This is a genomic window from Mariprofundus aestuarium (assembly GCF_002795805.1).
Taxonomy (GTDB): domain Bacteria; phylum Pseudomonadota; class Zetaproteobacteria; order Mariprofundales; family Mariprofundaceae; genus Mariprofundus; species Mariprofundus aestuarium.
On record NZ_CP018799.1, the window covers coordinates 868639 to 895119 of the forward strand.

General features: G+C 51.2%; 21 protein-coding genes. 6 read left to right on the forward strand and 15 right to left on the reverse strand.

The annotated features are described in order from the left end of the window. Positions 1-20 precede the first annotated feature (20 nt). Positions 21-356, forward strand: coding sequence for a cupin domain-containing protein (locus tag Ga0123461_RS04355; protein ID WP_100277207.1), 336 nt, complete (start codon positions 21-23; stop codon positions 354-356). 43 nt (positions 357-399) lie between these two features. On the opposite strand, the gene Ga0123461_RS04360 is transcribed toward Ga0123461_RS04355, so the two are convergent. The 6 genes from Ga0123461_RS04360 to nadA form a co-directional block, all read right to left on the reverse strand. After that, positions 400-588 carry a DUF3012 domain-containing protein gene (locus Ga0123461_RS04360; protein WP_100277208.1) on the reverse strand — a complete coding sequence of 63 codons (189 nt, stop codon included), beginning with the start codon at positions 586-588 and terminating at the stop codon, positions 400-402. A 30-nt stretch (positions 589-618) separates the two neighbouring features. Beyond that, positions 619-1602: an adenosine kinase gene (locus Ga0123461_RS04365; RefSeq protein WP_100277209.1), complete on the reverse strand. Its 984-nt coding sequence runs from the start codon at positions 1600-1602 to the stop codon at positions 619-621. Between the two features lie 100 nt (positions 1603-1702). Next, entirely contained in the window at positions 1703-2806 is a 1104-nt protein-coding gene (locus tag Ga0123461_RS04370; protein WP_100277210.1) for a DUF6765 family protein, read from the reverse strand. A 168-nt stretch (positions 2807-2974) separates the two neighbouring features. Continuing rightward, on the reverse strand, positions 2975-4030 hold the full coding sequence (locus Ga0123461_RS04375; RefSeq protein WP_232710360.1) for an LOG family protein: 1056 nt from the start codon (positions 4028-4030) through the stop codon (positions 2975-2977). An 18-nt stretch (positions 4031-4048) separates the two neighbouring features. Continuing rightward, positions 4049-5521, reverse strand: coding sequence for an OmpA family protein (locus Ga0123461_RS04380; protein ID WP_100277211.1), 1473 nt, complete (start codon positions 5519-5521; stop codon positions 4049-4051). After that, a complete protein-coding gene (gene nadA, locus Ga0123461_RS04385) occupies positions 5514-6602 on the reverse strand; it encodes a quinolinate synthase NadA (RefSeq protein ID WP_100277212.1) in 1089 nt (362 codons plus the stop codon). Before nadA ends, Ga0123461_RS04380 begins: the two co-directional genes overlap by 8 nt. Positions 6603-6722: 120 nt before the next feature. Between nadA and ilvD the strand changes: the two genes are divergently transcribed. Both ilvD and Ga0123461_RS04395 read left to right on the forward strand, forming a co-directional pair. Beyond that, positions 6723-8570 carry a dihydroxy-acid dehydratase gene (gene ilvD, locus Ga0123461_RS04390; RefSeq protein WP_100277213.1) on the forward strand — a complete coding sequence of 616 codons (1848 nt, stop codon included), beginning with the start codon at positions 6723-6725 and terminating at the stop codon, positions 8568-8570. 330 nt (positions 8571-8900) lie between these two features. Beyond that, positions 8901-9767 carry an SPOR domain-containing protein gene (locus tag Ga0123461_RS04395; protein WP_157819220.1) on the forward strand — a complete coding sequence of 289 codons (867 nt, stop codon included), beginning with the start codon at positions 8901-8903 and terminating at the stop codon, positions 9765-9767. Positions 9768-9812: 45 nt separating this feature from the next. Here Ga0123461_RS04395 and Ga0123461_RS04400 read toward each other — a convergent pair whose 3' ends face one another. Beyond that, positions 9813-10988, reverse strand: a complete 1176-nt coding sequence (locus Ga0123461_RS04400) for a methyltransferase (RefSeq protein ID WP_100277215.1) — start codon at positions 10986-10988, stop codon at positions 9813-9815. A 151-nt stretch (positions 10989-11139) separates the two neighbouring features. Between Ga0123461_RS04400 and Ga0123461_RS04405 the strand changes: the two genes are divergently transcribed. Continuing rightward, on the forward strand, positions 11140-12444 hold the full coding sequence (locus Ga0123461_RS04405; protein ID WP_232710361.1) for a M18 family aminopeptidase: 1305 nt from the start codon (positions 11140-11142) through the stop codon (positions 12442-12444). Between the two features lie 247 nt (positions 12445-12691). Then, positions 12692-13408, forward strand: coding sequence for a cyclic nucleotide-binding domain-containing protein (locus Ga0123461_RS04410; RefSeq protein WP_100277217.1), 717 nt, complete (start codon positions 12692-12694; stop codon positions 13406-13408). A gap of 467 nt (positions 13409-13875) precedes the next feature. Here the strand turns inward: Ga0123461_RS04410 and Ga0123461_RS04420 are convergent, their stop codons facing one another. The 6 genes from Ga0123461_RS04420 to Ga0123461_RS04445 all read right to left on the reverse strand — a co-directional run bounded on the left by Ga0123461_RS04420 (position 13876) and on the right by Ga0123461_RS04445 (position 22380). After that, complete coding sequence (locus Ga0123461_RS04420) at positions 13876-14754, reverse strand: NAD(P)-dependent oxidoreductase (RefSeq protein ID WP_100277219.1); 879 nt, start codon at positions 14752-14754, stop codon at positions 13876-13878. Between the two features lie 160 nt (positions 14755-14914). Then, positions 14915-16213 carry an immunoglobulin-like domain-containing protein gene (locus Ga0123461_RS04425; protein ID WP_198507120.1) on the reverse strand — a complete coding sequence of 433 codons (1299 nt, stop codon included), beginning with the start codon at positions 16211-16213 and terminating at the stop codon, positions 14915-14917. Positions 16214-16321: 108 nt separating this feature from the next. Next, positions 16322-17548 (reverse strand): GGDEF domain-containing protein, encoded by a 1227-nt coding sequence (locus tag Ga0123461_RS04430; protein ID WP_100277221.1) that lies wholly within the window; start codon positions 17546-17548, stop codon positions 16322-16324. 150 nt (positions 17549-17698) lie between these two features. After that, positions 17699-19222, reverse strand: a complete 1524-nt coding sequence (locus Ga0123461_RS04435; protein WP_100277222.1) for a Na(+)/H(+) antiporter NhaB — start codon at positions 19220-19222, stop codon at positions 17699-17701. Between the two features lie 186 nt (positions 19223-19408). Next, positions 19409-20479, reverse strand: coding sequence for a PorV/PorQ family protein (locus tag Ga0123461_RS04440; protein ID WP_157819221.1), 1071 nt, complete (start codon positions 20477-20479; stop codon positions 19409-19411). Positions 20480-20712: 233 nt separating this feature from the next. Next, complete coding sequence (locus Ga0123461_RS04445) at positions 20713-22380, reverse strand: RluA family pseudouridine synthase (protein ID WP_100278679.1); 1668 nt, start codon at positions 22378-22380, stop codon at positions 20713-20715. Between the two features lie 202 nt (positions 22381-22582). On the opposite strand from Ga0123461_RS04445, the gene Ga0123461_RS04450 reads away from it, so the two are divergent. After that, positions 22583-22903, forward strand: coding sequence for a (2Fe-2S) ferredoxin domain-containing protein (locus Ga0123461_RS04450; protein ID WP_100277224.1), 321 nt, complete (start codon positions 22583-22585; stop codon positions 22901-22903). A 12-nt stretch (positions 22904-22915) separates the two neighbouring features. On the opposite strand, the gene Ga0123461_RS04455 is transcribed toward Ga0123461_RS04450, so the two are convergent. Next, positions 22916-23695, reverse strand: a complete 780-nt coding sequence (locus tag Ga0123461_RS04455) for a hypothetical protein (RefSeq protein ID WP_100277225.1) — start codon at positions 23693-23695, stop codon at positions 22916-22918. Positions 23696-23884: 189 nt separating this feature from the next. Next, complete coding sequence (locus tag Ga0123461_RS04460) at positions 23885-26479, reverse strand: hybrid sensor histidine kinase/response regulator (RefSeq protein WP_100277226.1); 2595 nt, start codon at positions 26477-26479, stop codon at positions 23885-23887. Between the last annotated feature and the right edge of the window lie 2 nt (positions 26480-26481).

The following is a 26481-nucleotide window of genomic DNA, read 5'->3' on the forward strand; positions in this document are numbered from 1 at the left end:
ATTATTTGAGGGAGTCTCGAATGAAAATTATCGAAACGGAGAGGGTGGAGCCTGAAGGGCTGTCGCATGATCCGAATATTATGAAGCGGATTTTATTCCATGAAGGTGAACTTCCGGGCTCCGTCCGGTTTTCCCATGCTCTCTTCAAGCCGGGCCAGAGAGCATCTGCACACCTTCACGAGGACCTGCATGAGATATTCTATATCCTGGTGGGTAGTGGGACGATAGTGATCAATGGTGAGCGCCATGGAATTAAAGGGGGCAGCTGCATTCGCATCGACCCGGGTGAAGAGCATGAGCTTATCAATTCAGGTCAGGAGGATCTGGCGGTGATCTATTTCGGACTGGAGGGCTGAAACAACAAACCCCGCCAGAAGGCGGGGTTTGTTGTTGAGCTTCTTAATAATCCTTTTTGTAGTTACCCAGAACGCAGTGTTTGGTAAATGTGCCGGCTTCGTTAGCACTCCAGTCGGCTTTTGGCGTCTCTTTCATCTTTTCGCACCACGCCTTGGTTCCCGGTTCCGGTGAACAGGCGGAGAGGGAGATCAGGGCAAGCAGGGCAAAAATAGCTGTAACAGTTTTTTTCATGGGTGTTCCTCCTGAAAATTGATGCTGTGATTAATCTAGAAGATGTTGGATCTCATCGAAACTCAATGCGGCAGGCAAGCGTGCGCCCAGCTGGGAGACCACGACACCTGCTGCATGTGAACCGAGATGGCCGGCTTTCTGCCAGGGGATGCCGTTGGTGATGCCGTAGAGGAGGCCAGCGGCATACATGTCGCCGGCACCTGTGGTATCGATTGCATCGACCTCAACCCCTTCAACAGGGAACGCTTCGCCCTCATGCATGATGATTGAGCCGTTCTTGCCGAGGGTGAGCGCGACATTTTCGCAGTGTTTGTGAATAGCGTGGGCGCAGTCGATAGGATCTTCCAGTCCAGTCAGTGCTTTGGCCTCCTCCTCGTTACAGAAGAGCAGGTCGACAGGGCCTTCGATCAGCTGCTGGAATTGATCCTTGAAGAGGTGGATCAGGAAAGGGTCGGAGACGGTCAGTGCCACCTTGACGTTATGTTTTATGGCATATTCAATCGCTTTGAGTGCAGCTGCTTTGGTGGAATCGCCGGCAAAGAGGTAACCCTCAACATAGAGGTATTTGGCTTTGGCGATCTCGCTCTCGACAATGTCATCCTCATCAAGGGAGGAGGAGATGCCGAGGTTGGTCAGCATGGTACGCTGTGCGTCGGGGGTAATCAGTACCACACAGGTGCCGCTCTGGCCTTCGGTCTGGGGTACCTCGATAGTGATGCCGAGCTTCCTCATTTCGTCCAGATACTGCTGGCCGAAACCGTCAGCGCCCGTTTTACAGGCGTAGGCTGATTTTCCACCCATATCGGCAATGCCGACAATGGTGTTGGCCGCAGAGCCACCGGAGCAGTAATTCACATTGTGATCGGCCAGTGCATCGAGAATCTCCTGCTGACGCTGTTCATCAACCAGTGTCATGATCCCCTTTTCAATGCCCATCTTCTCAAGGAATGCATCATCGCATTGTACCTGCATATCCATGATGGCATTGCCTACGCCGAAAACATCGTAACTCATCTGCTTCTCCCAATAAAAAAAGTGTGCGGCTTATCCTGCCACTGTGATCATTGAATACCACAATAAGAGGACACACTGCTGCAGGAATCAGTTAAGTTGATCACAAAACAACAATGCCGTGTCTTGGTAAGAGCTGTTTCAGGGTGTAGTCACGATGATAAACAGCTGCTTGATGAAACTGGTATACCTCATGATTTACAGCATCGTGGGAGCTGTTCAGTTTTTCAAAGCCTTTTTTCTGATTTTCCCAGGTCTCGGGGGAGTAGTCCAAAGCCTCATCTTGCGCAGATACAAATAGCTCATTATTCAGGATGGATTGCTTCCATGCCGCGATTCTTCCCTCTCGGTCTTTTTCCAGGCTGAGAATCTCAAAAACCTTCGCTTTAATATTGCCGAAGCTGATTTGGCCATGGGAGATGCCCGCTTTGCTCGCATACTCACTGAATGCAGTATGCAGTTTTTCACAGCCCTCCAGGAAGGTTTCGGGGTTATTTCTCCAGCCTGAATCCCGGCCGCTTTCCTTGTAGCTAAATCGCCACTTTAAGAAGGGGCGATCCGGATAGGTGCCTACGCCACCATGCCCTAAAGAACCTACAGATAACTGAGCACCATGGTTGGCTACTTTACGCCAGTTCTCTAATATAAAGTTAGGGGTATATTTATTCAGACATCGGGCGTACTTGTCGTTAATAACGGCCAGCATCTGCTGGTTTTTTACGTCGAATTCAAAGGACTCACCATCGACAGTATTATTTCTTGAGCTGACACCAGAGAAGCCGTAATGAGAAAAGGTATCTGCGTATACATGCGCTGTAATGCCCATCAGCACCAGACCATACTCATCCTTCACCGAGACGGCATGGTTGGTATGGTTTTTAACCATCGCCTGAACCAGTTTACTGTCTTTAACGCAAATCAGCCTTTCTGAAAGGGTGTCCCCTTCATTTCCGGGAAAAAAATGAAAGGGTATCCAGACCTTGCGCTGCTCTGTGTGATCTACGGCTGCATTTTTAATGGCTTCAGAATTGGTGTGTGCCGTTGCAGTGGTATGTAACATCCCACCATCCTGGTGTACTTCACTATGATTGGCTGTTGAGTCATCAACATACTGGGCAGCATAGGCAACTACCTTTGCATCTTTTACTTCCAGTCCGGCAGCCCTTGCCATCGCATAGGTTCCATAATAGTGCATGTCTTCCTGCATGATTTTCTCCCTGTTCCGGGGCAACCACCTTCATGTTGCTGCAAGTGAAAGCACAATCATGAAATTTGATGGCAAGGCTTGCTCACACTCCCCTGTGATATATTAATATAGTCCAAATATTGTGGATTGCTAATGGCTGCTTTCGAGCAAGCAGGGAGCTGCCTTCTCTTATTCGTGATCCTGCTGGAAGAGGGTGTTCATGCGGCGGATGATCTGGGGTAGCACGTTCATGCGGTTGCGATCCAGATGCAGGCGCAGGCGCGGCAGGTGATCAAAGCAGTGGTCATCCGACTTCGGCCACTGGAATACCTGATCGATTTCACCTTCACTCAGGATATCACTGAACTCCGCATTGAGCTGTGTTAACGCATCTTCGGAGAGCGGGTTGAAAATACGCAACAGCACCGCCTTACCAACATAACGGAAGCTGTGGTAATTAAGGTAGTAGTCACGGATATGGGCTGTTGCGGCTTCTATGCTGTCGGTATGGAAGAGCAGGTTATGATCATCGGAATCGATCAGCCCGTCCTTGACCAGTCGGCGTACCCAGGAACCCATGAATGGGCCCCAGAAGTCATCCCCGGGAGCTTCCAGAAGCACTACAGGTATCGGCGGATTGCGGCCGGTCTGCAGTAGCGTCAGCGTCTCAAATGCCTCATCCAGAGTGCCGAAGCCGCCCGGTGTGAGTACCACGGCATCGCTCTCCTTGAGGAAGAAGAGTTTGCGGGTAAAGAAGTACTGGCAGTAGAAGTGGCGCGGCGAGCCGGTCATGATCGGATTGGGCTGCTGCTCCATCGGCAGGTTGATATTGATCGCAAAGGAGTTCTGCTCCCCGGCACCTTCATTGGCAGCCTGCATCATGCCGCCGCCACCACCGGTAATGATCATGAAACCCTCATCCCTGAGTGCTGCGGCGCACTGCATGGTCTGGATGTAGCGGGGGTGGTCGGTTTTTGTTCGGGCTGAGCCGAATACGCTGACCTTGCGAAGCGCCTGATAAGGCTGAAATACATCCAGACCTTTGCGCAGTTCACCCATTGTTTTTGCCAGCATCTTCACATCGGCATTGCTGTAGCCATCGGAAACTAGCCGCAGTGCTTCTACAAGAATCGCCCGTTTATAGGGTGAATCGTGGGCATAATCGGCGATTAGCTTACGGGCATGTTCGTGAACTTCCTCTGGAAGCCCCTCCAGCCCCGAAGGGTCGGTCAGTTCTGAGTTCAAAGCTTCTCTCGCCTGTGCTTACTTGGCAGCGTCGATAACGATGTCGATGCGCCGGTTCATGGCGCGGCCCTGCGGAAACTCGTTGCTGGCAATCGGGCGCACCTCGCCGTAACCGAGTGCCTTCAGCCGGCCAGCGTCGGTGCCGGCTGAGATCAGGAAGTCCCGCACCGCTTCGGCCCGTTTCAGGGAGAGTACCTGATTTGGTTTCACATCACCCTGATCATCGGTGTGACCCTCAATGCGGACGGTCCTGTCGGCGTAGGCCTCCAATGCCAATTTCAGGCGTGCCAGGAGATCATTCTGCTGTGGATCAATCTTGCTGCTGCCGGAAGGGAACTGCAGCGCGATCATACGGATCAGCAGTGAGCCATCGAGGTTAACGAAGATATCAGCATCACCTTTTTTGAACTGGGAGCGTAGCTGTGCCTGGCGTTTTTTCTCATAGGTTTCCCGCTCCAGCTTGGCGCGGAACACCTCTTTCATATCGGTAATCTGGCTTCGCTGCGCATCGGTCTGACTATTTAGCTTGCTCTGCAGTTCTTCCTCAAACTGAATTTTCAGTCGTACTGCATCATCGGCACGTGCCTTGCGTTCAGTCTCCAGTGCGGTTTTTAATCCCTGCACAGCAGCGATTAGCTCTTTCGGGGAGTGGCTGACCAGAAGCACGCTCTCGGGGGTCTGCATATCAAGGGTACGGGCCAGATTCTGGCGGAACTCCCGCTCCCTGATGACGATCTCCTCAAAGCTGCTGCTACTCTTGCGCCACAGCTTCACCTGTTCACTGATGAGCTGGGCTTCAATCGCCAGGTAATAGGCCTCAGTCGAATGGGCAGGTGGTGTCGAGTCGAAGCCGTCGATATAACCGCGCAGTGCGGCCAGCTGCTCATTGGCTGCCTTGTAGGTAACAGGAGCATATCGTTTTGCGCCGCTGGAGGAGGCTTTTGAGATTGCCCTGGCAGTTAATACGGAGAGCTGCGAATAATTGGCGTTCAGGGCCTCCCTGTAGGCGGCCTTAGCTGCTGCTGCATGCTCCTGGGTCTTGTTCAGTTCGCCGCGTTCACGCGTCATGATCACCTGATCCAGTAACCTTTCTGCTTCGGCAAGCTGCTGTTGCGGAGCAAGGCTGGTCTCTTCGTGTGTGGAGGTTGCAACGATATCCTCAACGGACTTGGCCTCTCTGCGCAGCTCGATCAAGTTACGGAACTGCGCCTGAAAACCCGCTGCCGTCACTCTGGCTTCGGCCAGCATCTCTTCAGTTCTTTTCAGTGCCGCGGCTGCCTCCTCATCCTTTTGCGTTTCGGAAGCGAGCATGGCCGCCCCCAGATAGGCTTCGACGCGTGAGGTGGTCAGGGGTGCATATTTGTGCAGGCCGCTGGCTTTGAAGGCGCTGATCTCCTGCTCAATCGAATGGATGGTGCCGGCCTGCGAATAGAGCGGAAAGGCCAGTAACAGGAGGGTGATGAGCGGGAGAAAGTGCCTTTTATTATCCAAGATTCAACATCCTTTCCAGAGAGAGCTTCGCCCAGCGCTGCTGCTGCCGGGGAACCCTGATCTGGTTTGTGATTTCACCATTTTTAATTGAGCTGAGTGCGGCGCAGAGGTGTTGCGGATCGGTACGAAACATCGTTGAGCACATGCAGACCATCGGTGAGAGGAACCAGGTCGGTTTGTCCGGGAACTGCAACCGCAGGCGGTTGACCAGGTTCAGTTCGGTGGCGATGGCGAACGATGTACCTGCTGGGGCCTCGGCCACATGTTTGATAATCATCTCGGTAGAGCCGACGAAATCAGCGGTTTCACACACCTCACGTGAGCATTCAGGGTGGGCGAGTATCTCGATACCATCATGGTTTTTGCGCATCGTATCGGCATGTTCGGGTTTGAAGAGCTGATGCACCGAGCAGAAACCTTTCCAGAGGATAAGGCGCGCATTTTCAATCGCTTCAGGACTATTACCACCAAGTGGCAGTTCGGGATCCCAGACAATCATCTGGGAATCGGGCACACCCATCACGACAGCGGTGTTCTCGCCTAGGTGCTGGTCGGGGAAGAAGAGGATCTTTTCACGGTTTCCCCAGCTCCACTCCAGAATCCTGCGCGCATTGCCCGAGGTGCAGACGATGCCGCCATGTTCGCCGCAGAAGGATTTAAGTGAAGCGGTGGAGTTGATATAGGTCACCGGTGTAACACACTCATCCGGATTGATGACAGAAGAGAGCTCATCCCAGCAACGGCTGACCTGCTCATCATTTGCCATGTCAGCCATCGAACAGCCTGCGGCAAGATCGGGCAGGATCACCGTCTGCGCATCGCTGGTTAAGATATCAGCGGTTTCTGCCATGAAGTGGACGCCGCAGAAGATGATGTAAGGGGCATCAGTTTCTGCTGCCTTTTGGGCAAGCTTTAGTGAATCACCGGATACATCAGCAAAGGCAAATACCTCTTCGCGCTGATAGTGGTGGCCCAGAATCAGTACCTGGTCACCGAGTTCGGCTTTCAGTGCTTTGATCTGTTCAATAATATCTGTTTCAGGGGTGTCGTATAGCTGCTTGAGCAGCGCCTGTGTAGTCATTGCCAAAGTTTCCGGCTGCACTCATTGGATGTCAAACTTTCTACGAAAGGGTTGTTGATAGACGTGCATCGGATGCCGGCTGCGGTTACGCTTCGCCTAAGACCTGACTGGAGAGTATTTATGCCTGCTTATCGTTCCCGCACATCCACCCATGGCCGTAATATGGCCGGTGCCCGTTCACTCTGGCGCGCCACTGGTATGAAGGATGGTGATTTTGAAAAGCCGATTATCGCCGTGGTCAACTCATTCACCCAGTTTGTTCCGGGTCATGTGCACCTCAAAGACATGGGGCAGCTGGTAGCGCGCGAGATTGAAGCGGCCGGTGGCGTAGCCAAGGAGTTCAATACCATCGCCATTGATGACGGTATCGCTATGGGCCATGGTGGTATGCTCTACTCCTTGCCAAGTCGCGACCTGATTGCCGATTCGGTGGAGTATATGTGTAACGCCCATACGGCTGATGCGATGGTCTGCATCTCCAACTGTGACAAGATCACACCGGGCATGCTGATGGCAGCACTGCGGTTGAACATCCCGGCGGTGTTTGTATCCGGTGGCCCGATGGAGGCCGGTAAAATCACCCTCAATAACCGTGAGGTACATCTGGACCTGGTCGATGCCATGGTAATGGCTGCTGATCCGAATGAGTCTGATGAAGATGTGGCTGCGGTTGAACGCTCCGCCTGTCCGACTTGTGGTTCATGCTCCGGCATGTTTACCGCCAACTCCATGAACTGTCTGGCTGAAGCACTGGGTCTGGCACTGCCTGGCAATGGCTCTCTGCTGGCAACGCATGGTGACCGTCGTGAACTGTTCCTTAAAGCCGGCCGTCTGATTGTTGAGAATGCCCGCACCTGGTACGAGAACGATGATGCATCGGTGCTGCCACGTTCGGTTGCCACCTTTGAGGCGTTTGAAAATGCGATGGCTCTCGATATCGCCATGGGCGGTTCAACCAATACCGTTCTGCATCTGCTGGCCTGTGCGCAGGAGGCCGGTGTTGATTTCACCATGGCCGATATCGACCGCATGAGCCGCAAGGTTCCCAACCTCTGCAAGGTTGCACCCGCTGTGCAGCACTACCATATGGAGGATGTACATCGTGCAGGTGGCGTGGTCGGTATCCTTGCCGAGCTGGACAGGGCAGGGCTGATTCACCGTCATGTGCCGACCGTACATGCCACCACACTCGGTAACGCGCTTGATGCATGGGATGTGATGAAACCGGAGAACGAGGAGGCGCGTCATCTCTATCGCGCTGCTCCCGGCGGCATCCCGACACAGGAGGCCTTCTCGCAGTCCGAGCGTTATAAAACACTGGATACCGATCGTGAGGCCGGTTGTATCCGAGATCTTGAACATGCCTATTCAAAAGAGGGCGGCATTGCGGTGCTCTACGGCAATATTGCCGAACGTGGCTGCATTGTAAAAACAGCTGGTGTGGATGAGTCGATCTGGAAGTTCACAGGGCGTGCGCGTGTGTTTGAATCACAGGACGATTCGGTTACAGCTATCCTCAACGATAAAATCGTTGCCGGAGATATTGTTATTATCCGTTATGAAGGCCCTAAAGGTGGCCCTGGCATGCAGGAGATGCTCTATCCGACCTCCTACCTTAAATCCAAAGGTATGGGCAAGGCATGCGCCCTGCTGACCGATGGTCGTTTCTCAGGTGGTACCTCGGGACTCTCTATCGGCCATGCCTCCCCTGAGGCTGCTGAGGGTGGTGCGATCGGTCTGGTGCAAGATGGCGATAGCATCGAAATCGATATCCCGAATCGTTCGGTTCATTTGGCAATATCAGAAGATGAGCTTGCAAGCCGTCGTGCAGCGATGGAAGCCAAGGGTGCAGATGCCTGGAAACCGCTCAATCGCGAACGCCCAGTCTCTAAAGCCCTGTTGGCCTATGCCGCGCTTACTACTTCAGCCGATAAAGGTGCCGTTCGTAATCTCGATCAGCTTAAGTAATCGCTGAAAAGACTTAATTATCCGCATATATAAGCCCCCTGCGAAAGCAGGGGGCCTTTTACTTTTGTGTTGCATGGATAAGGGGTGAGAGATGTAGCACCGGATTGGATGCGATGAGGCGATTCAGAAGATTGTCTTTCCGTTAATCCTGGATTTGATTCGCGGATGTTCGGGGGGCATGCCTTCGACAGGGAAAGCGGTGGACTTAGGGGTTCGAATTACGATAGTTCGCACGAGCAAAGTTACCCCAAAAAATATCATGCGATATCAGCAGGCTTGAAAATCAATCGAGCCCAGCCTTTTTGATGTGTACAGGGGATGGAGGGACAATTGTCCGAAAGCAATTCCGGCATGGATATTAAGAAGCAATCATTCGAACAGGTGGATGACGATCCGGCATCTTATCTCGATTCTCTCATCGCTCAGTTTGAAGATGACTCCAATGCGCATTTCGCAAATGAAATCGACCAGCTGCAATCAACAGCCGATGGTGAGATTGGGCTGATCAAACAGGCCGTGTTGGAGCCTGAAAAATCCTCATCGCAAAACCCGCCCCTTGATAAGGCAGGCGACCTTGGCAAATCTCTTCTGGTCGGCATGGTAGTTGTAGCCGTACTCGGCGTTGGTCTATGGCTGGCTTTCAGAGGCGACGATAAGGCACAGACAATCATTGCGACTGGTCAGCCGGTTACAACGGCGACCGAGCATGCGGCAGCCCAACCAGTTCCACCTCAACCAGCAGCCATTCCCGTGGTCAAAGAACCTATAACCACACAACTGAAAACGGTCGTGCCGGAGCCAAGTGAGCCTCCTCTGTCCGCTGCAGAGCAGCAGGCGGAGGTCAAAACAGAGGCGGCGGCTGATTCTGACACTATACAGCATCCGGGGGCAGATTTGGCCTCACGCAAGGTCACTGCGCCTAAGTCTGGTCAATCTGGCAAGGTATGGGCGGTCAATTTGACATCCGTTTCCACGTTGGCCTCAGCTGGAGAGATAGAGGAAGACCTCAATAGCAGGGGAGTTACGACTGAGGTGAAACGGGTCACGGTTGGCGGGAAGTTGTTTTATCGCATACGTATTCCCGGTTTTGGTAGCAGGGAGGAAGCCGAACAGGTTCGCTTGCCGTTCCTGAAGGAGAGGGAGTTCAGTAGTGCCTGGGTAGAGGACTACCGCGTAGAGGTTCTGCCGTCAGAGTAACAGCTACTGCATTCGGGATCAGGCCTGCCTACCATAGAGGTGTTTTCAGTGTTTTCCTTCAATAATGATGTTGCGCGGGGTTACTACTCGCTCACAAAAAACATGAACGCTCACGCTGTAACCGTTCTCTTCCAGATAGACCGTCATATCCATGATTAGCCACAGCTCCAGCACTCGTTTGAAGCATTGGCGTAATAGCTGCAGGCGCATCACCTCGTGCTGGCGTTTGTAGGCTCTAGCCTCCCACTCACTCCAGTCTAGGTCTGCGGGCAGGGTTAACCCTTCTCGCTCGGCCAGTTTCTGGCAGTAGACTTTAAATCCTTCTTTTAACCATGCTTTGGGAACGGGGGTGAAGCTGTGGTAAGCAGCACTGCCACTAAGTTCCTGCCATAGTTGTTGGAAACCCAGTTTCCAAGCCATATCCCGGTTTCGTTGTTCGATCTCGTTGTTGTGGGCGGTGACGGTTTCATTCACAGCCAGGCGCAGTGCCTCCCTGGATAACTTCAGTTTCAGCCCGGAAATAAAGGGTGTGTAGTTTTTATCCCGGCCAAGGTGGTAACAGCATGGCACGATGCTGAAGCTCGGCACGCCTGTTTCGATGATCCGACGAACCAGCTCTCGGTGGAGATCACCACAGGCATGCAGTGCAATGGCATGATGATCGCTCAGGTATGGATCGACCCGGTCATGCAGTACATCCACCTTTCTGAACTGCTGGTTTACGTGGTGTTTGCCGGCAAGTTTCGTTCCGGCCTCCACCAATTGAGGGTTCTGTTCAAGTGTAGTGACCGGTTGCTGCCACTCTCTCGAGAGCAGCCTCCCAAGGTAACCCTTGCCGCCACACCACTCGGTGATGGCCCGATGCGGGTTCTCTATCGATTCATAGAGCGAAGTGATCTGCTGCCACTTTCTGCCGGGAATGCCACTATAGAGGCGTGGCTCGATCTCACTTTGCTGGTTCTGTGTTGTTGCCGGCAGCAACACCAGTGATGGAATCACGGATAGTTGTGGAATATAAGCGGATATGAGTGTGATGAGTGCTTCGTTGTCGGATGTGTAGTGGCTCAGAGTAGCCTCATCCAAATTCAGAAGCGCACGGGTAAGCTCCGGGTGGTCGCTGCACCACCCCGGCCGGAGCTCCTTGAACGGATGCGGTTGCCAGAGTGGTTGGGTTTCAACAAGGAGTTGATCCAGCAGTTTCAGGTGACTCTTATATGACATATGCGGCCCATGTTAGGCCTGAGTAGCTATCTTTCCATGCTTTGATTGCCTTTTTAGAGCGATGTATCCCCCAGGTTGCGCAGCGTTGTTCTTGCAGGTTGGAACTGGCTAGCATTGCGCGGAATAGAACTTTCTGGTGGTAGGAGCGTGTATGCAGAACAAGGATTTCGTGAACGGACTGCTTGATTTTATAAAGAGATCCCCAACACCGTTTCATGCTGTGCAAACCATGGTTGAGATGCTGGAGTATGCCGGCTTCAAGCGGCTGAGTGAAAAAGAGGCGTGGGGACTGAAAGGGGGGCAGGGTAGTGAGTCCTGCTTTGTTACACGCAATGACTCATCGATTATCGCATTCCGCTTAAACCAGCCACTGCTTGAACATGGCATCCATATGGTGGGAGCCCATACCGACAGCCCGTGCCTGAAGGTGAAGCCCAATCCTGAAATTACCAGCGGTGGCTACCTGCAGCTTGGCGTTGAAGTGTATGGCGGTGCTCTGCTCAACCCCTGGTTCGATCGTGACCTCTCACTGGCCGGGCGCGTCAGCTACCTGGATGAGAAGGGAGAGGTGGCACACCGGTTGATAGACTGGGAAAAAGCGATAGCGGTAATTCCAAGTCTGGCGATTCATCTTGATCGTGAGGCCAATGAGAATCGCAAGATCAACAAACAGACCGACCTGCCACCGCTATTGATGAAGCTGCCTGAAAACAGCGATGAACAAGTTGTGGGTTTCAGTGCAATGCTGCTGGAGATGGTCAATGGTCAGATAGCCGGTGATGGTGCTAAAGCCGTGAAGGTACTCGACTATGAGTTGAGCTTTTATGACGTTCAGGCGCCCGCAATCATTGGTCTGGAGGGTGATTTTATCGCCAGTGCCAGACTGGATAACCTGCTGAGCTGTTATACCGGCCTGATGGCCCTGATCGATCATAAAGGCCAACAGAACGCGCTGCTTGTATGCAATGACCATGAAGAGGTCGGCAGTGTCTCGGCTTCCGGAGCACAGGGGAACTTCCTGAAATCCGTACTGTCGCGTTTGTGTGACAGTGATGAAAGCTTCTCGCGCACGATGGCATCCAGCATGATGATTTCAGCCGATAATGCACACGCCATACACCCCAATTTTGCTGACAGGCATGAGCCCAACCATGGCCCTATCATTAATGGGGGACCCGTGATCAAGGTCAATGCCAACCAGCGTTATGCTACCAACAGTGAAAGCGGAGCCATGTTCAGACACTGGTGCGAGTTGGCCGCTGTGCCGGTGCAGTCGTTCGTGGTGCGCTCCGACATGGCCTGTGGTAGTACAATCGGCCCGATTACAGCCAATGAACTGGGTGTATCTACTGTTGATGTGGGTGTTCCGACATTTGCCATGCATTCAGTTCGTGAACTGGCTGGCCGTCTGGATGCATATTACCTTTACCGTGTGTTGAACCACTATTTTAACTAAAGCACCTGATTATGCCGGAGGATAACTATCGGCACTCTGAAAACCTGCAGTAAAAACGGGGGCTGTCTCTTCTCCCCTGCGGAAAAAAGTTCCCAATCCGGAGGGAACTTTTTTCCGCAGGGCAAAAAGCTCCACGCTCATCAAACATCTTAACATATTGATATTATAGTGTTTTAGTGTGAATTTCTGGTTGGCCGAAAACTTGCGAAAGTGATCCCATGCAACTAAATTAGCAGGGGGTAGGGTTATGCGACTTGGTTCTATTATTTCGGGTAAGCAGAGGTCTCAGAACAGGATCGGTGGTATAAGCCATATTCCAACGATGAAGAACAGAGCCGATTACCTCGAGACTCCTTTCAATCATCCTGAATATTCAATTAATGAAATGATTGTTATGACAGGGGCTATCCCTCTTTTTGATAAAATCGAAAGTGAGCAGATCGGAGTCATTGCCGCGCATATGAAAACCGTTCATCTGGATGCGAATCAGCAGCTTTTTGCCGAGGGTGAAAAGAGCGACTACATCTGCTTTATCGTTTCCGGCACCGTTGATGTTGTTAAGCAGTCACAAACTGGTTTGCCTGTTTCTGTTTCAACACTTTCCCGTGGCCGCAGTATTGGTGAGATGGCACTGATTGATGCCTTCCCTCGCTCTGCCAGTGTCATTGCCCGGACCCCATGTACCCTGCTGAAGATAACGCGTGAAAGTTTCGATAAGATTTTAGAGGAGCGTCCCCGTGCAGGGGTTTCATTCATGAGGGCCCTCTCTCAGGGGCTTAGTTTGCATCTGCGCAGAACATCGGGACAGTTTGCAGATGCGTACGAATCGACAGGATTGGCTTCTGCTCATTCTGACACGAAAGAGGCGGCAACGAGAGTCGCTAATAAAACAACGAAACTTATTGATCTTATCATCAACAGAAAACCTTCGAACCTGGTCCCGCTGGTCAGGCAGTATACCTGACAGATGATATCAAAATACTGATGCATATTGAGAATATTTGGCAGGATGACGGCAGTGGCCTCCACAGGAGGTATATAGGTAATCTCTCTATGTATGATGTTCTAGAAGCAACCATAGAGCTACAGGAACACCGCCGGTTCGATTCCCTTCACTATATCATTGAAGACTACACAAGTGCTACGAATGCCCCATTTGAGTCCAGGAGCATGAAGGACTTTGGTAGTGTTGTTGAGCTTAGATCCAGAGCAAGGAGTGCTTTAAAGGTCGCAATTGTCAGCCGCAACTCACCGGAATCTACCGCTGCAGCGCACACTTTCTGTGAACAGATGAATAAATCTCATTATAAGTGCCAGGTCTTTCACTCTTTTGCCGAAGCACAAACTTGGGCAGCTGGATCATAGCTTCCACAACAGCAGAGAACGGTCATGCGTTGTTCAATGGATGTGGGGGAAATGTAAAACACTTAGTTAGCTGTCTCTGTTTTTCTCCAGCAGGGTTTTGACTGCAGCAAAATCCTGATCCATCAAGCTGGCATCGGCAGCGGGGGAGAAGAGCTTGGCAAGCTCACTGCCTAGTGGCAGGAGAGCCCCGTTTTTCTCGGCAGCAGCCACTACGAACTGCATATCCTTGGCCATGTGCTTGAAGGGGAACTGCGCTGGATAACTGCCCGTCTTGAACATCTCCTCCTTGAGCTGGAACAGTGTGCAGGCCAGAGGACCTGAAGCCACGGCATCAATCAGGGTTTCAGTCGCCAGTCCAGAGGATTCAGCCAGATGCAAGGCCTCAGCCATCCCCTCCATCATAATGCCCAGCAACAGGTTGATCGCCAGCTTCATGCTGGAGCCGCTGCCGACGGGGCCGCAATAGATTACCTTCTTGCCCATGCTGAGAAGCAGGGGCTCCTGATTTCGAACAACCTCTTCCGGGCCACCGGCAAGGATGACCAGAGTACCCAACTCGGCAGGTGCTTTTGAGCCGGAGACTGGTGCATCAATCAGGGTCAGACCATGTTCAGCAAGCTTCTCTGCCCACTCCCTGGAGCAGTGTGCAGGTACGGTGCTCATGTTGATTAGGACCTTGCCTTCACACTCACCGGCCAACAGGCCTTCATCACCATACAGAACCTCATCGACAGCCTCCTGGCCGGTCAGCATCAGGATGATGATATCCGAGGCATCGGCCACCAGAGATGGCTTGCACGCAAACAGTGCACCGGCCTCACATAGCGTCTCAGTTTTTTCAGAGCTACGGTTGTAAACGGTAAGCGGATGACCAGCTTTAAGAATATTGGCGGCCATGGCCTGCCCCATGATGCCGATGCCGATAAATCCGATGCACTGTGTCATGTTCAATCCCCTGTATGAAATCCGGGCAGTATACTTTTTAAGCGTGCCCAAGTAATTCCCTCAGTTCCAAGGGTAAGGTGAATGATCATGGAAGGTGCTGCTGGCCACACCGTAGAGGCTGCATCAGCTCCTCACGCCGGGGATGTTTATTCTAAGCCCGCTATTGGTTTCTTCTCAGGAAAGAGATCAGGTTATCCAGATCGGCCCCTGTAATACCCTTGAATTTCATCTTGGTGCGAGCATCCGGTTTTCCTGAAACCTGCTTGACTGCATCCGATGTATTCTGGCTAAGCCAAGTATTCAGGTTGGCTTTATCCCATTTCCAGTTGCCGGAGCTCAAGGTGTCGCTGTATTTGAATCCATCCATGGTGCCAGCCTTGCGATTAAACACGCCTTTTAGGCCCGGTCCGAATTTCTTATCAGTCGAAGTAACGTTGTGGCAGGTGGCGCACTTCTTCATGGCCACCGCTTTGCCTGCAGCAGGGTCACCACGGGCAATCACTGTGACTTTTCTCAGTTTCGTATTCGCCGCATTACCGGCGGCATCTGAAACATCATATGTCAGGGTATAGGTTCCGGGCTCGGAAGTATTGACTGAACCCGCCTTTTTGATGCTTGTTGAGATGTTGCCATCAGTCCCATCCATTGCCGTGGCTCCTGCATCAACGTAACGCATATCCTCGGTCACGGATGCTGACGCGGCGCCATTGAGCGTAATGACGGGAGGAGTTGTGTCGACACCACGAATAACTGTCACGAACCGGGAGACGCTTTTAGCCCTGTTTCCGGCTTTGTCACTGACACTATAGGTGATCATGTAGGTGGCAGGACGTGATGTGTTAACCTCACCTTTGATGCTAATGCGACGCGTAAGGTTGCCATCGACCATGTCCCACGCCGTAGCTCCAGGGTCTGAATACTCCTCCCCCTCATTGATGGAGACGGACGCACTACCTTTGAGTTTAATCACAGGAGCCCTGGTATCGGCCTTGGTGACAGGCTTGGGAGCGGGTTCTGGTTCAGCTACGGGCTCAGAAACGGGTTCGGCTACTGTCTCGGTGACGGGCTCTGTCACAGGTGTTGGCGCAGGTTCGACAGCAGGCTGTGATGCCGGTGCAGCTGCAGGCTCAGAAACGGCTTCAACCACCCTCACAAACCTGAAAACGGCTGCTGCTGCATTACCTGCAGCATCACTGACATTATAGGCCACGGCATAGGTGCCGGGCTTGGCACTATCCAACGTGGTTACTGTGCGAATCTGGGACGAGATATCGCCATCCACATCATCAACTGCCTGGGCACCAGCCTCAACATAGTTACCACCAACCTGGATCGTGACGGTGTCAGCGCCGATAAGCTTGATAACGGGTGGTGTCGTGTCCGGTTTTGCAGCGATGCCGCTGGTTGGCGCAGCAAACATCAATAAAGCAGATACGACTGTAACAAATACTTTTCCCATTAGCTTTCCCCCTTTTTCCATCATCTATTTATAGATAATACTGAAAAAATGTCAAATACAGTACTATGATCGGTCAGCGAAATAGGGGCTGAAAATAGAATGACGGGGCTAACCCTTGGTGACCTGGTTGCGCCCGTTATGTTTGGATTGGTAGAGCGCTTCATCGGCAGCCTTGAATGTTGAGGCGTGATCCGTCCCCGGCTCATGTTCGGCAATACCGAAGCTGGCGGTAATGTCGATGTTTCCAACACTAGTTTTAAAGGATTTCATCTCAATGGAGTGGCGCAGGATTTCGGCTATGCGGAAGCTGTCTTCCATTCCAGTGTCGGGGAAGACGATACAGAACTCTTCACCTCCAATCCTTGCAGTGAGATCACTACTTCGGGCGCACACTCCAAGCAATTGCGAGATCTGTGTAAGTACTTCATCGCCGACATCGTGGCCGTGGGTGTCGTTGATTTTTTTGAAATGATCAATATCAATGACTAGGAAGCTGAATCTGGATTGCCCAAGTGATTTCAGATATTCAGCCAGAGCTCTGCGGTTGGCCATGCCTGTTAAGGGGTCGTTTCGGGCTTCGGATTCAGCCTGCTCAAGCTGTCTGGATAGTGCGGATAGTTTTTCAACCTGACCCTGAATGGTATTTTGTAATTTTGTACTGGCACTGCTCAGCTTATTACCTGCTGTCAGGATACCTTCACGCGCCTTTTGCAGCATCTCTTTTGCCTGATCAACATCATCGGGCAGTTCCTGCTCCAGCAGTGTTCTTGCCTGCTTTAACTCGGGAGATTCCTCTCCCGCCTCTGCGAGAATATCGGAAATCGCATTGATTGAAGGGGTGAAGGCATCGACAAGTTTTTGCAGTTCTCTCCGCAAGCCTGCATTGCTCTTCAGGTGTTTCTGAAGCAGTTGTTGAAGGTGGCGTGCACATTTTTGCAGGGAGTCGCCTCTTTGCGCTTTGCTGCCAATCATTTCACAGCTGCTGTCGAGCAGAGCATGGGTGGTTGGGATCTCCTGCTGGGCCTGCATAATCAGCTGCCGCCTCTGTTGTACATGCGTCTCCACGGCTACTCTGGCATCCGCTGAAATAGTGCCGCTGCTGGTGAGGCGAAGCAGAGGGGCGTGCTCAGTATCCAGCATTTTTGCAAATTGTTGGCTGATCCAGATGTAGGTGTCGTGAGGGATGCCGGGTGCCTGCCTGATCTGCTCCAAGGTAACAATCATACGACTTGTTGTAGAGCGAAGAGTTACATCATCAGGCATTGCGGCAAGCAGTGCTGGACGCACCGTGTCCATGTCGTCCAGCAGCTGGTTTAATAGTTCAATCTGGCTCACTGAATCTTCTCTGAAGTTAGCAGGTACCTATTGGCAGCCATAGCTTTCCCCGCAAAGCCGAGGCCGTTAAAAACGATGCGCTGCGTCATGTTCAATCCCCTGTTAGAAACGATTTAGCAGATCATAAATCGTTATGTTTGAATGTGTCATCTAAAAATTAAATATGATAACACCTGACACTAATGTACAGACAATGAAATAGGGCAGGGCCATGTAAACCATGCGACCGTAACCCAGGCGTATGCGTGGGGCGATTGCGGACATGAGAAGGAACAGAAAAGCTGCCTGGCCATTGGGGGTGGACATGCTTGGAATTCCGGTTCCCATCACCACTGCTACGGATTGAGCATCGAAAATTTCACGTGTTATCAGGCCCTGATCCAGAAGCAACTTTATTTGATCCATGTAAATCGTTGCGACAAATACATTGTCACTGATCGCGGATAAAAAGCCATTGGTGAGGAATACCATAAAGATCTGTTGTCGGCCTTCCAGTCCAAGCACCCACTGCATGACCGGCTCGAACATCGACTGACTCTGTATCATAGCCACCAATACATAAAATATGACCAGCAGTGCCGCGAAGGGAAGCCCCGGTGTGAAGGCTTCTGCGATTTTATGTTCATCTGTTACGCCGGTCATTGCAGATGCAAGGATGATAACGGCCAAACCGATAAGGCCAATTTCCGCAAGATGCATTGAGAGTGCAGCTACCATCAGTGCCGCTATGACCGCCTGAAAAATCATCACCAGTCGATGCCCTTTTGTGGTGGCTTCGCGTAGTTTCCTATCTTCATCAGCCAAGATCTGTCTGACATTAACCGGTAGCTCTGCACCATAATTAAACCAGCGAAACCTCTCAATCACCAGACAGGTTAATATGCCGGCAAGCAGTGTGGGAATGGTGGCTGGTGAGACATGTGAGATGAAAGCCATGAAATCCCATCCGGCTTCACTTCCTATAACCAGGTTCTCCGGTTCTCCTACCAGGGTGCAGACGCCGCCGATGGCAGTACCAATGGCACCGTGCATCAGCAGACCACGCAGGAATGCCCGAAAATTATCCAAATCTTCACGATGCAGTTCATCGATGTGCCCATCATCCGGATCCGGATCATCGTGATAGCCTACTTTTGAGATTACTTTTTCGTATACATCATAAAAGCTTGTGGCAATGGCAATGAGTATTGCCAATATGGTGAGTGCATCAAGGAACGCAGACATGATGGCCACAACAGAGATCGTGAAAACATTCAGCACGATACGCGACTGAATACCCAGCAATATATGATTGATCAAACGGAACAGCACATCACGGAGAAAGTGAACACCAGCCACCATAAAGATGACGAGCAATATCACAGGCAGGCCATGTTCAACCTGCTCATAAACCCTATGCGTATCCGTCAGGTGCAGGAGAAGAGCCTGAATTGCGAGCAGGCCACCAGGTTGCAGGGGGAAGCATTTCAGCGCCATTGCCAAGGTTCCAATGAACTCGATGAGAATGAACCAGGAGGTGAGCCAGGGACCAACAGTGAAATAAAGCAGTACGTTCAGTGCGAGACAAAACAGAACAACCTTTTTGTACCAGAGTGGTGTGCGGCCAAGGAAGAGGTGCAGGGGGGTGGAGGCAAGCTGGTGTACGGGGGGTGAAGCAAGTTCGGTGCTGCTCATTTATTTCTCCATTATTCACTTGCTGCGGCATACTAAAGAAAGAAATAATTTCATAAAGGGTTAAACGCAAGGTGATGAGTTACTTCCAATCCCATTCTTGCATCATGCGAAAAAGTCGATGCTCCTGTGTTACGAATTTTGTAAAGGGGCGCTAGAGCAGCCTACCCATAGAGACCATCACTAGCATTAGAATTTGGATGTTAGTGAAATATCCAGTCCGGGTACGGGCCTGTTTCTTTGTGCGCTCATTAACAGTTGCATGTAGAGAGCGGCATCTACAGCAATAGATTCATTTTCCCAGCCAATGCCTAACGAAGGGGCAACCGGAAATATAGCTTTTTTGCTGAGGTCAGAGACGTTACCCATCTTTATTTTTAGAGGGGCCAGCAAGCCAAATCGATATTGCAGTGAGTCTCCGATATACTCGAAACCGGCACGGGCTATCTGCATGTTCATTTTATAATTTCCGTAGTTGCCAAACATCATTTGGTAATCAAATGAAAAAATCATATCGGGGCTGTAGCGCCACTGTGTGCCAATCGTCAGATCTCTGGGGAATGATGTTTGCAACACCTTGTTCTGCACGGTTCCATTTTGATAAACGGTCTTGATCGCAACATCCAGTTTTGTGTTTATATCATTCAGGTTGAAGGCAAAGGTAAGGTCATCACTGTAGAAATACTTTCCACCCACGTGAAATGCATATGTGGACGCCTTTGTTGTGCTGATCTTATATTGGCCCGGATTATCTGCAGTTACGCCGCAAAAAAAGGTTTTGCAATCAATTCGGGAAACAGCAACACCAAAGCTCCAGTCTGCATCTTCTTCAGGCATAACTGCCCAGGTAAGGCGGTAATCTTTGGTTTTTGATTCAATCGTGCCGTTAAAGTCACCGGGTAAATCAGGAAGCGCAAAACGAAGGAATACGCTCTCTAAATCATTTGCTGTATATGCCCCTGTAGCTTTCACGTGCAGCCGGGTTATCCAGGATAGTGCAATAGAGGATTTAAGCCCTGCAAACCTTAACCATTCGCCTGTAAGTGCTACTCCAGCAAAGTTTACGGGTATCATTTTTGCATTGAGTTGTCCTGAAATAGAAGCCTGATTTTCTGTCAGTTCAGCAAGCCCAGCCGGGTTCCAGTAAACAGAGTATATATCGTTTACTCCAGCGCTTACTGCGCCACTTAATGCCTTAGATTTAGAGCCGACACCAAGTAAAAGGTCACTTCCTTCAACATCAAAGGTTTGTGCAGCCATTGCAGTGCTGGAAGATAACAGTATTAGAAGAGCCAGAATTAGCTGATATGCCTGTTCCGAGTATTTTAAACATGTTCGGTTACGGTAGTGTTTTTTCGATGTTTTGGACAAGCTAAACATGTATCTCCCTCATTACGTGAAAGCTGATTGTGTGTGTATGATTGTTGCAGGTCAATGACCATAGGGACGCTGTAGTTGCATATGAAATTAGGGTCGGGGCGGACTGCTGGCTGCTAAAATGGTGCTGGCAGTTCAAACTCCAGTCGTTCACGGCTAACGGGGTGGGTAAAACACAAGCGCTGAGCGTGCAGCATCAGTCGCTCACCCGCCTGGCCATAGAGCGCATCTCCCACAATCGCCGCATTCAACCCATCCTTGTGCGAAGCGTGAACACGCAACTGATGCGTGCGTCCTGTTTGTGGATAAAACCAGATGCGGGTTGTTTCACCCTCATGGTTTAAAACCCGCCAACAGGTTTTTGCGGCTTTTCCGGATTCAAAGCAGACCATCTGCCGTGGCGTATCATAAAGGTCAACGCAGAGTGGCAGGTTTATCTCCCCCTCAAGCTGATCAGGCGAGAGCCTTCTGGTTAAGATCGCCTCATAACGTTTTTCCACATCACGTTGTATAAACTGCCTCTGCAGAAACTTGTTTGCCTTCAGATTTTTTGCCACAAGCAATAGGCCCGAAGTAGCCATATCTAGGCGGTGCACAAGTCTTAGTTCCGGGTTTTCCGGGTAGCGTTGCAACAGACGGTTATAAACACAATCCTTAACCTGTTTTCCCGGCGCTGACAGCAGTCCGGAGGGTTTGTTGACCACTAGCAGGCTTTCATCTTCATAAACAACAGCCGGTTCAGACAGATCAATCTCCTGAGCGTGATCGGGTTCTGGCTCAACACCCAGGCCGTCTAACATAAATGGTAATATCGGCCGGCATTTGCCCCGGCATGCAGGGTAGTAGTGTGCATGATGTCTGACCCCGGTAGAGGGTGAAGCTCCCCACCAGAATTCGCCCAGTGCTAATGGTTGCAGCCGGTGTTTCCTCGCATAGTGAATCAGTTTGGGGCCGGCGCAATCACCGGCTCCTGCCGGTGGCATGGCATCAAAGAAGTGGGTGATGGGTTGCTGTTCACCTGAGAAACTGTGCAGCTGGTAGGTCGCAAACAGAATTTTATGCAGCTGACGTGACTTCTCTGCGCGGCGCTCCTTGATCTCTTGAATATGCCGTTCAACCTGATCCAGCTGCTGCAGCAACAGCTGCAGCTTCTCCTGCCACTGGAGCGAGGCATTTGTAAATTCACGTTTATGATGCTGACTGGCCAGGGCAAGGGTGGCCATCTGCCTTTGTCGCTCGGAATCAGACAAACCAGTCAGTTCTTGCAGGGCCAGTCGCTGCTGTTTGCGACCTGCCTTTGCATCCCTGTGCTGCTGTTTCAGTTCAGTCAGCGCCAAATCACGTTGCTGCTGCAGCTGTGAGATTTGCTGCATAAGATCAGACCGCTGTTTAGAGGTTTCCACTCTTTGCAGCTGTGCAGTCAGCTCTGCCAATTGATCATTACCTGCATATAAATAATTCGCGTGCTCAGCCAGTTCAAAGAGCTGCGGCACAAAGCCCGGCAGCTGCCACTGCCCGCTTATCATGCCGGAAAACGCACTTAAAAAACCGATGCGCCCAGCGGAATCCCGCACCACCAGCACGCCAAACATCTTTCCGTGCTGTGAGAAGTCTCGTAGTCCATGCTGGTCGCCGGAGAGCTTTTCCTGAAGCATAAGGCAGGCCTGTTGAGCCAGAGGGTGTGGTATGTTCGAAAATGGGCTGGGCATCAGCGTGGGGATCTCATCTGCCGTCGGGCAGGTGGGAAAATAGGTAATCAGATCATTCGCCGCGGTTTGCTGCATGCTATCCACCAAACCCACTCTCTTTTAAGACCATCACTTGCAGAACTTCCACCCTTTAAAAATTTCACCGAAATCTATTCACTGGCAGCTGGGGGAGAGAATAAACCGGCGGGGCAGTATACTGATTAAGAGACTCCAGGTAAGTCACCACAGAAAATAATAATTCATATACTGCTCCTGACTTTTATGGAACAGTTGATATATGGAAGAAGATGGAGATAAGAAAGTCTATCACACGCCACACCTGAAGCAGGTGATTGTCTGCATCAATCATCGCGTCAGCCCCAGCCAGCCCTCCTGCGGCGGTAGAGGTGGCGGTGAGGTTCTGGCGGAGAGGATTGAACAGGAGATCGCAGCCAAGGGGTGGGATATCGGGGTGAAACGATTTCACTGCCTGGGGCGCTGTCATCAGGGACCAGTCCTGAAGCTGGCGCCTGGTGGGCAATTTATCTGTGAGGTCGTACCAGAGAAGTTGGAAGAGGCATTGCTGGAGATCGAGCGATTCTCAACGCCAGTAGAGTGAACGGCATAGCGACTACCAGGTTGGCTTTCTGGTAGAAACGGTCCCTTCACTACAGAGCACCCTCCTTAATTTGCACAGTTCGCACCGTTCAATAAAGAATTCGTGATGTTCAGGGTAAACGGCGCCGGGATAATCGTCCAGATGTTTTATCGGGCACCACTGTGATTCAATCTGCTCCAGTGAGTTGGCATGACGCAATGAACAGTTGTATTCAAAGCGCAGAAGCTGACGTCCCAGCTTGCCAAAAACTGTAAATTCACCTGCGAATCCACTCGCCTTCATCTTGTCTGTTGCCTGCTGCATGGACATGCGGTGCAGTCCGAGCAGCGGCGCCATGACATAATCAAACGAAAGAATGACCAGGGACTGGGCCAGAACCGACAGGCCAGAGGTGATAAAGTATGCAAATATCAACAGGACCCTGAGAATATTATTGGCAGGGAGCCTTGCCTCAGTTGAGATGCGCGTGAGCAGTACAGAGGTGGCAACACTCAGGCCGTTGGCATAGCCGCAATAAGCGCAATGAAATTTGGCCGTGTATGAAAGGCCTGGAAGAAGGTGGCGATCAATGACAATGTAGTGCTTCAACTCAATCCGCTCCACCGACAACAGCGGGCAGATAAGCAGGTTGTATAGCAGCTTGATGCAGACGATATGGAAAAAGATGTATACGGGAATCATGATGTACATGGCAAGTGCGGGGGGGATTATTCTCAGCAGGCCGATGCGTTGCAGGTGGCTGGTGAATATAGGGTTCCTCTTTATGAACCACGCTTTAATATTGTTTATCATCTATTCTCCGAAGCAACATACTTCATATACTGTCTCGCGCCCTATTGTAATACCCTGTTTGAGGGGGGAGTAGAACATCAGGCGCCAACGCATGCAATTAAATCGCAAAAGCTTTCAAAGCAACAGAGGCTTGTTCAGCCTGTCTCGAGCTTTTATGGTCGTTGCATTAGCAGGTAGCGCAGTTGAAAGTTAGATTTTTACGTTTCTTAACAGCTTGCCGACATGGTGCCTGAACTCAACGATATTCAGAGGTTTAGGGGTTACCATGCTGTTCTTCAGCTCAACCTCTTTTGAGAGTAACGATTTGTCGTATCCGGTCATGAATATCACTGGAATATCCGGGTGGCTTTTGCGGATATATCCAACCATCTCCGGGCCGCTTAGTTTCGGCATTACAACGTCGGTAAGGATCAGGTCGATGCTGGCGCTCTGCTGCTTAAACAGCTCTAACCCCTCTCTTCCATTAGGCGCACTAAAAGAGCGGTAACCCATGCTTTCAACAATCTCGCAGCAGGTTTCGCAAAGCGTGGGCTCATCATCGACAATCAGGATGCCTTGACCCTGTCCGTGGTGCTCTTCAATCGCCCCATTGACTGTTTCTATGATGGGGGCCTCAATCAGTGGGAAATAGAGGTGGAACTCACTACCGCGATCCAACTGGCTGGTGACGTCGATGATGGCATTATGCGTCTGCATCGCACCATAGATCATGGCGAGGCCGAGGCCGCTTCCTTTACCAACCTCTTTGGTGGTGTAAAAGGGCTCAAAAATGAGCTCGACCTGCTCTTCTGAGATCCCATGACCATTATCGCGAACGGTGACCTGGGCGTAGTTGTCAATGTCAGCGTGGTGCGGATGAAAGCGACGGAAGCTATCATTCGACTCGAAGGGCTGGATGGCGATATGAATGTGGGGGTTGTTGCTGTCAGCGACCGCATCTTTAGCATTACTGAGTAGATTCATGAGAATCTGGTCCAACTGGGTGCTGTCCCCCCAGATCGGTAGCAGCTCATTGCTGAAGTCGGCTGTCAGTTCAATGTTCTCCGGAATGCCAGCTTGTATAAGCTTCAGCGCATTCTGCATGTGATTACATAGCTCGATCTCATGCATCTGAACAGGACCCTTGCGGGCATAGGTAAGCAATTGGGAGATCAGGCCGGCGGCTTTGAAGCTGAGTTTTTCGACATTTTCGATGTTTTTGATCGCATCAGGTGAATTATTGCTCTTGATCTTGGCCAGATAGAGGTTGCCGGTCATGCCAGCGAGCAGGTTGTTAAAATCGTGGGCAATGCCGCCGACCAGTGTGCCGAGTGATTCCATCTTCTGCGACTGGCGCAGTTGATCCTCAAGCAGGTTCTGTTTGCTCATGTTCTGCTGTATAGCCACGAAATGGGTGATTTTACCATCGGAGACGATCGGGGCAATGCTCATCAGGACCGGATAATGGCTGCCGTCTTTCCTGCGATTGGTGAGTGCACCTTCCCAAGGGTCGCCGCTGAGGATCGTTTTCCATAATTCCTGGTAAAATGACTCCGATTGCATGCCGCTGTTAACAATATCCTTCGGCATGCTTCCGACTGCTTCATCGATGCTGTAGCCGGTGGCTTCACTGAATGCGGGATTCACATACTCTAGGATACCGTCGCGGTTGCAAATCAAAATCGCTTCACCTGCCTGATCTATCGCTTGTGAAAGCTTTTGCAGTGATGCTTCGCGACTGGAGATCTCCCTGATCATGGAGTTGAAGTCCGTGGTGAGTGAATTGATCTCTTCATACGGAGATGGCATGGCCTGTTGCGAGTAGTCGCCTTCGGTTGCCTTTTTCACCACCTTCGCAAGATCGGAGATTGGCGAAAGCAGATGCCTAGTAAAGAGCAGGCTGATGAGGCCAAAGAGGATATGCAGTAGAAAAACTATAATGGTCAGGGTTTTCAGGGCTGAGAGAATCGGCGCCATAATAGCGTTGGAGGGAATCTCGGAGATGATGCCCCATTTCAAGCCATCTACCAGGGTCGCAATGCCAAACACATCTTTCTCTTCAAACCCCCGATAGATATCGGGGCGTTTCCAGCCACTACCAGAAAGCAGGCTACGTACGATCTCTTTATTCGATAAAAGGTCGCCTGTCAGGTGGTGCGTTTCGGGGCCATGGATGAGTAGGCTGCCCCGGCTGTCTACAAGGTAAATCTTCGAATCATGTTCGGGAAGTGCACCTCTTGTCACATTCCAGAACTCGGCAATATTCACTGTTCCAAGAAGCACGCCAACAGGTTTACTCTGTTTCATGATGGGGACTGAAATAAGAAATTCGTAATGGTTGTCTGAAAGTTTAACAGGTGCCCCAAGAAAGCTTCGACCATGCATTGGCACAGCAAACTCAGCCATATCATTACGTATACTTGAGAAGGTGTGGTCACCTTGTTTTGAACCAGTAATGAAGCGGGCATGACTGTCATAAATAGCGATGCTGTTAAGCATCGGCTCACGCCCGGAGGCCCTCTCAATTATTCCGTTGAGTTGCTCAAGGTTCTGTTGTTCGGACCAGACGATTCCTATCGGGTCGGCATTGGTGATCAGGACTGACACCAGACGATTCGTTTCCAAGGCAAGGCGGGTCTCTATTTCATTATGAAACACCTCTTCACTGAGCATCGCCCGCTCAAGTAGCAACGCGTGGGCCTGCTGGCCGAGCCATGGCGAAAGTGCAATCGCAGGCAGCACGGAGGCCACCATGATCAGGCCATACCATGCGATCCGTAGCGGATATTTTTTACGTTGCGACAATC

Coding starts and splice junctions, on each gene's coding strand:
- Ga0123461_RS04450 (WP_100277224.1), top strand. CDS start 22,583: ATGGAAGAAGATGGAGATAAGAAAGTCTATCACACGCCACACCTGAAG.
- Ga0123461_RS04360 (WP_100277208.1), bottom strand. CDS start 588: ATGAAAAAAACTGTTACAGCTATTTTTGCCCTGCTTGCCCTGATCTCC.
- Ga0123461_RS04370 (WP_100277210.1), bottom strand. CDS start 2,806: ATGCAGGAAGACATGCACTATTATGGAACCTATGCGATGGCAAGGGCT.
- Ga0123461_RS04405 (WP_232710361.1), top strand. CDS start 11,140: ATGCAGAACAAGGATTTCGTGAACGGACTGCTTGATTTTATAAAGAGA.
- Ga0123461_RS04420 (WP_100277219.1), bottom strand. CDS start 14,754: ATGACACAGTGCATCGGATTTATCGGCATCGGCATCATGGGGCAGGCC.
- Ga0123461_RS04455 (WP_100277225.1), bottom strand. CDS start 23,695: ATGATAAACAATATTAAAGCGTGGTTCATAAAGAGGAACCCTATATTC.
- Ga0123461_RS04400 (WP_100277215.1), bottom strand. CDS start 10,988: ATGTCATATAAGAGTCACCTGAAACTGCTGGATCAACTCCTTGTTGAA.
- Ga0123461_RS04440 (WP_157819221.1), bottom strand. CDS start 20,479: ATGGCTGCACAAACCTTTGATGTTGAAGGAAGTGACCTTTTACTTGGT.
- Ga0123461_RS04425 (WP_198507120.1), bottom strand. CDS start 16,213: ATGGGAAAAGTATTTGTTACAGTCGTATCTGCTTTATTGATGTTTGCT.
- Ga0123461_RS04365 (WP_100277209.1), bottom strand. CDS start 1,602: ATGAGTTACGATGTTTTCGGCGTAGGCAATGCCATCATGGATATGCAG.
- Ga0123461_RS04445 (WP_100278679.1), bottom strand. CDS start 22,380: ATGCAGCAAACCGCGGCGAATGATCTGATTACCTATTTTCCCACCTGC.
- Ga0123461_RS04355 (WP_100277207.1), top strand. CDS start 21: ATGAAAATTATCGAAACGGAGAGGGTGGAGCCTGAAGGGCTGTCGCAT.
- Ga0123461_RS04410 (WP_100277217.1), top strand. CDS start 12,692: ATGCGACTTGGTTCTATTATTTCGGGTAAGCAGAGGTCTCAGAACAGG.
- ilvD (WP_100277213.1), top strand. CDS start 6,723: ATGCCTGCTTATCGTTCCCGCACATCCACCCATGGCCGTAATATGGCC.
- Ga0123461_RS04435 (WP_100277222.1), bottom strand. CDS start 19,222: ATGAGCAGCACCGAACTTGCTTCACCCCCCGTACACCAGCTTGCCTCC.
- nadA (WP_100277212.1), bottom strand. CDS start 6,602: ATGACTACACAGGCGCTGCTCAAGCAGCTATACGACACCCCTGAAACA.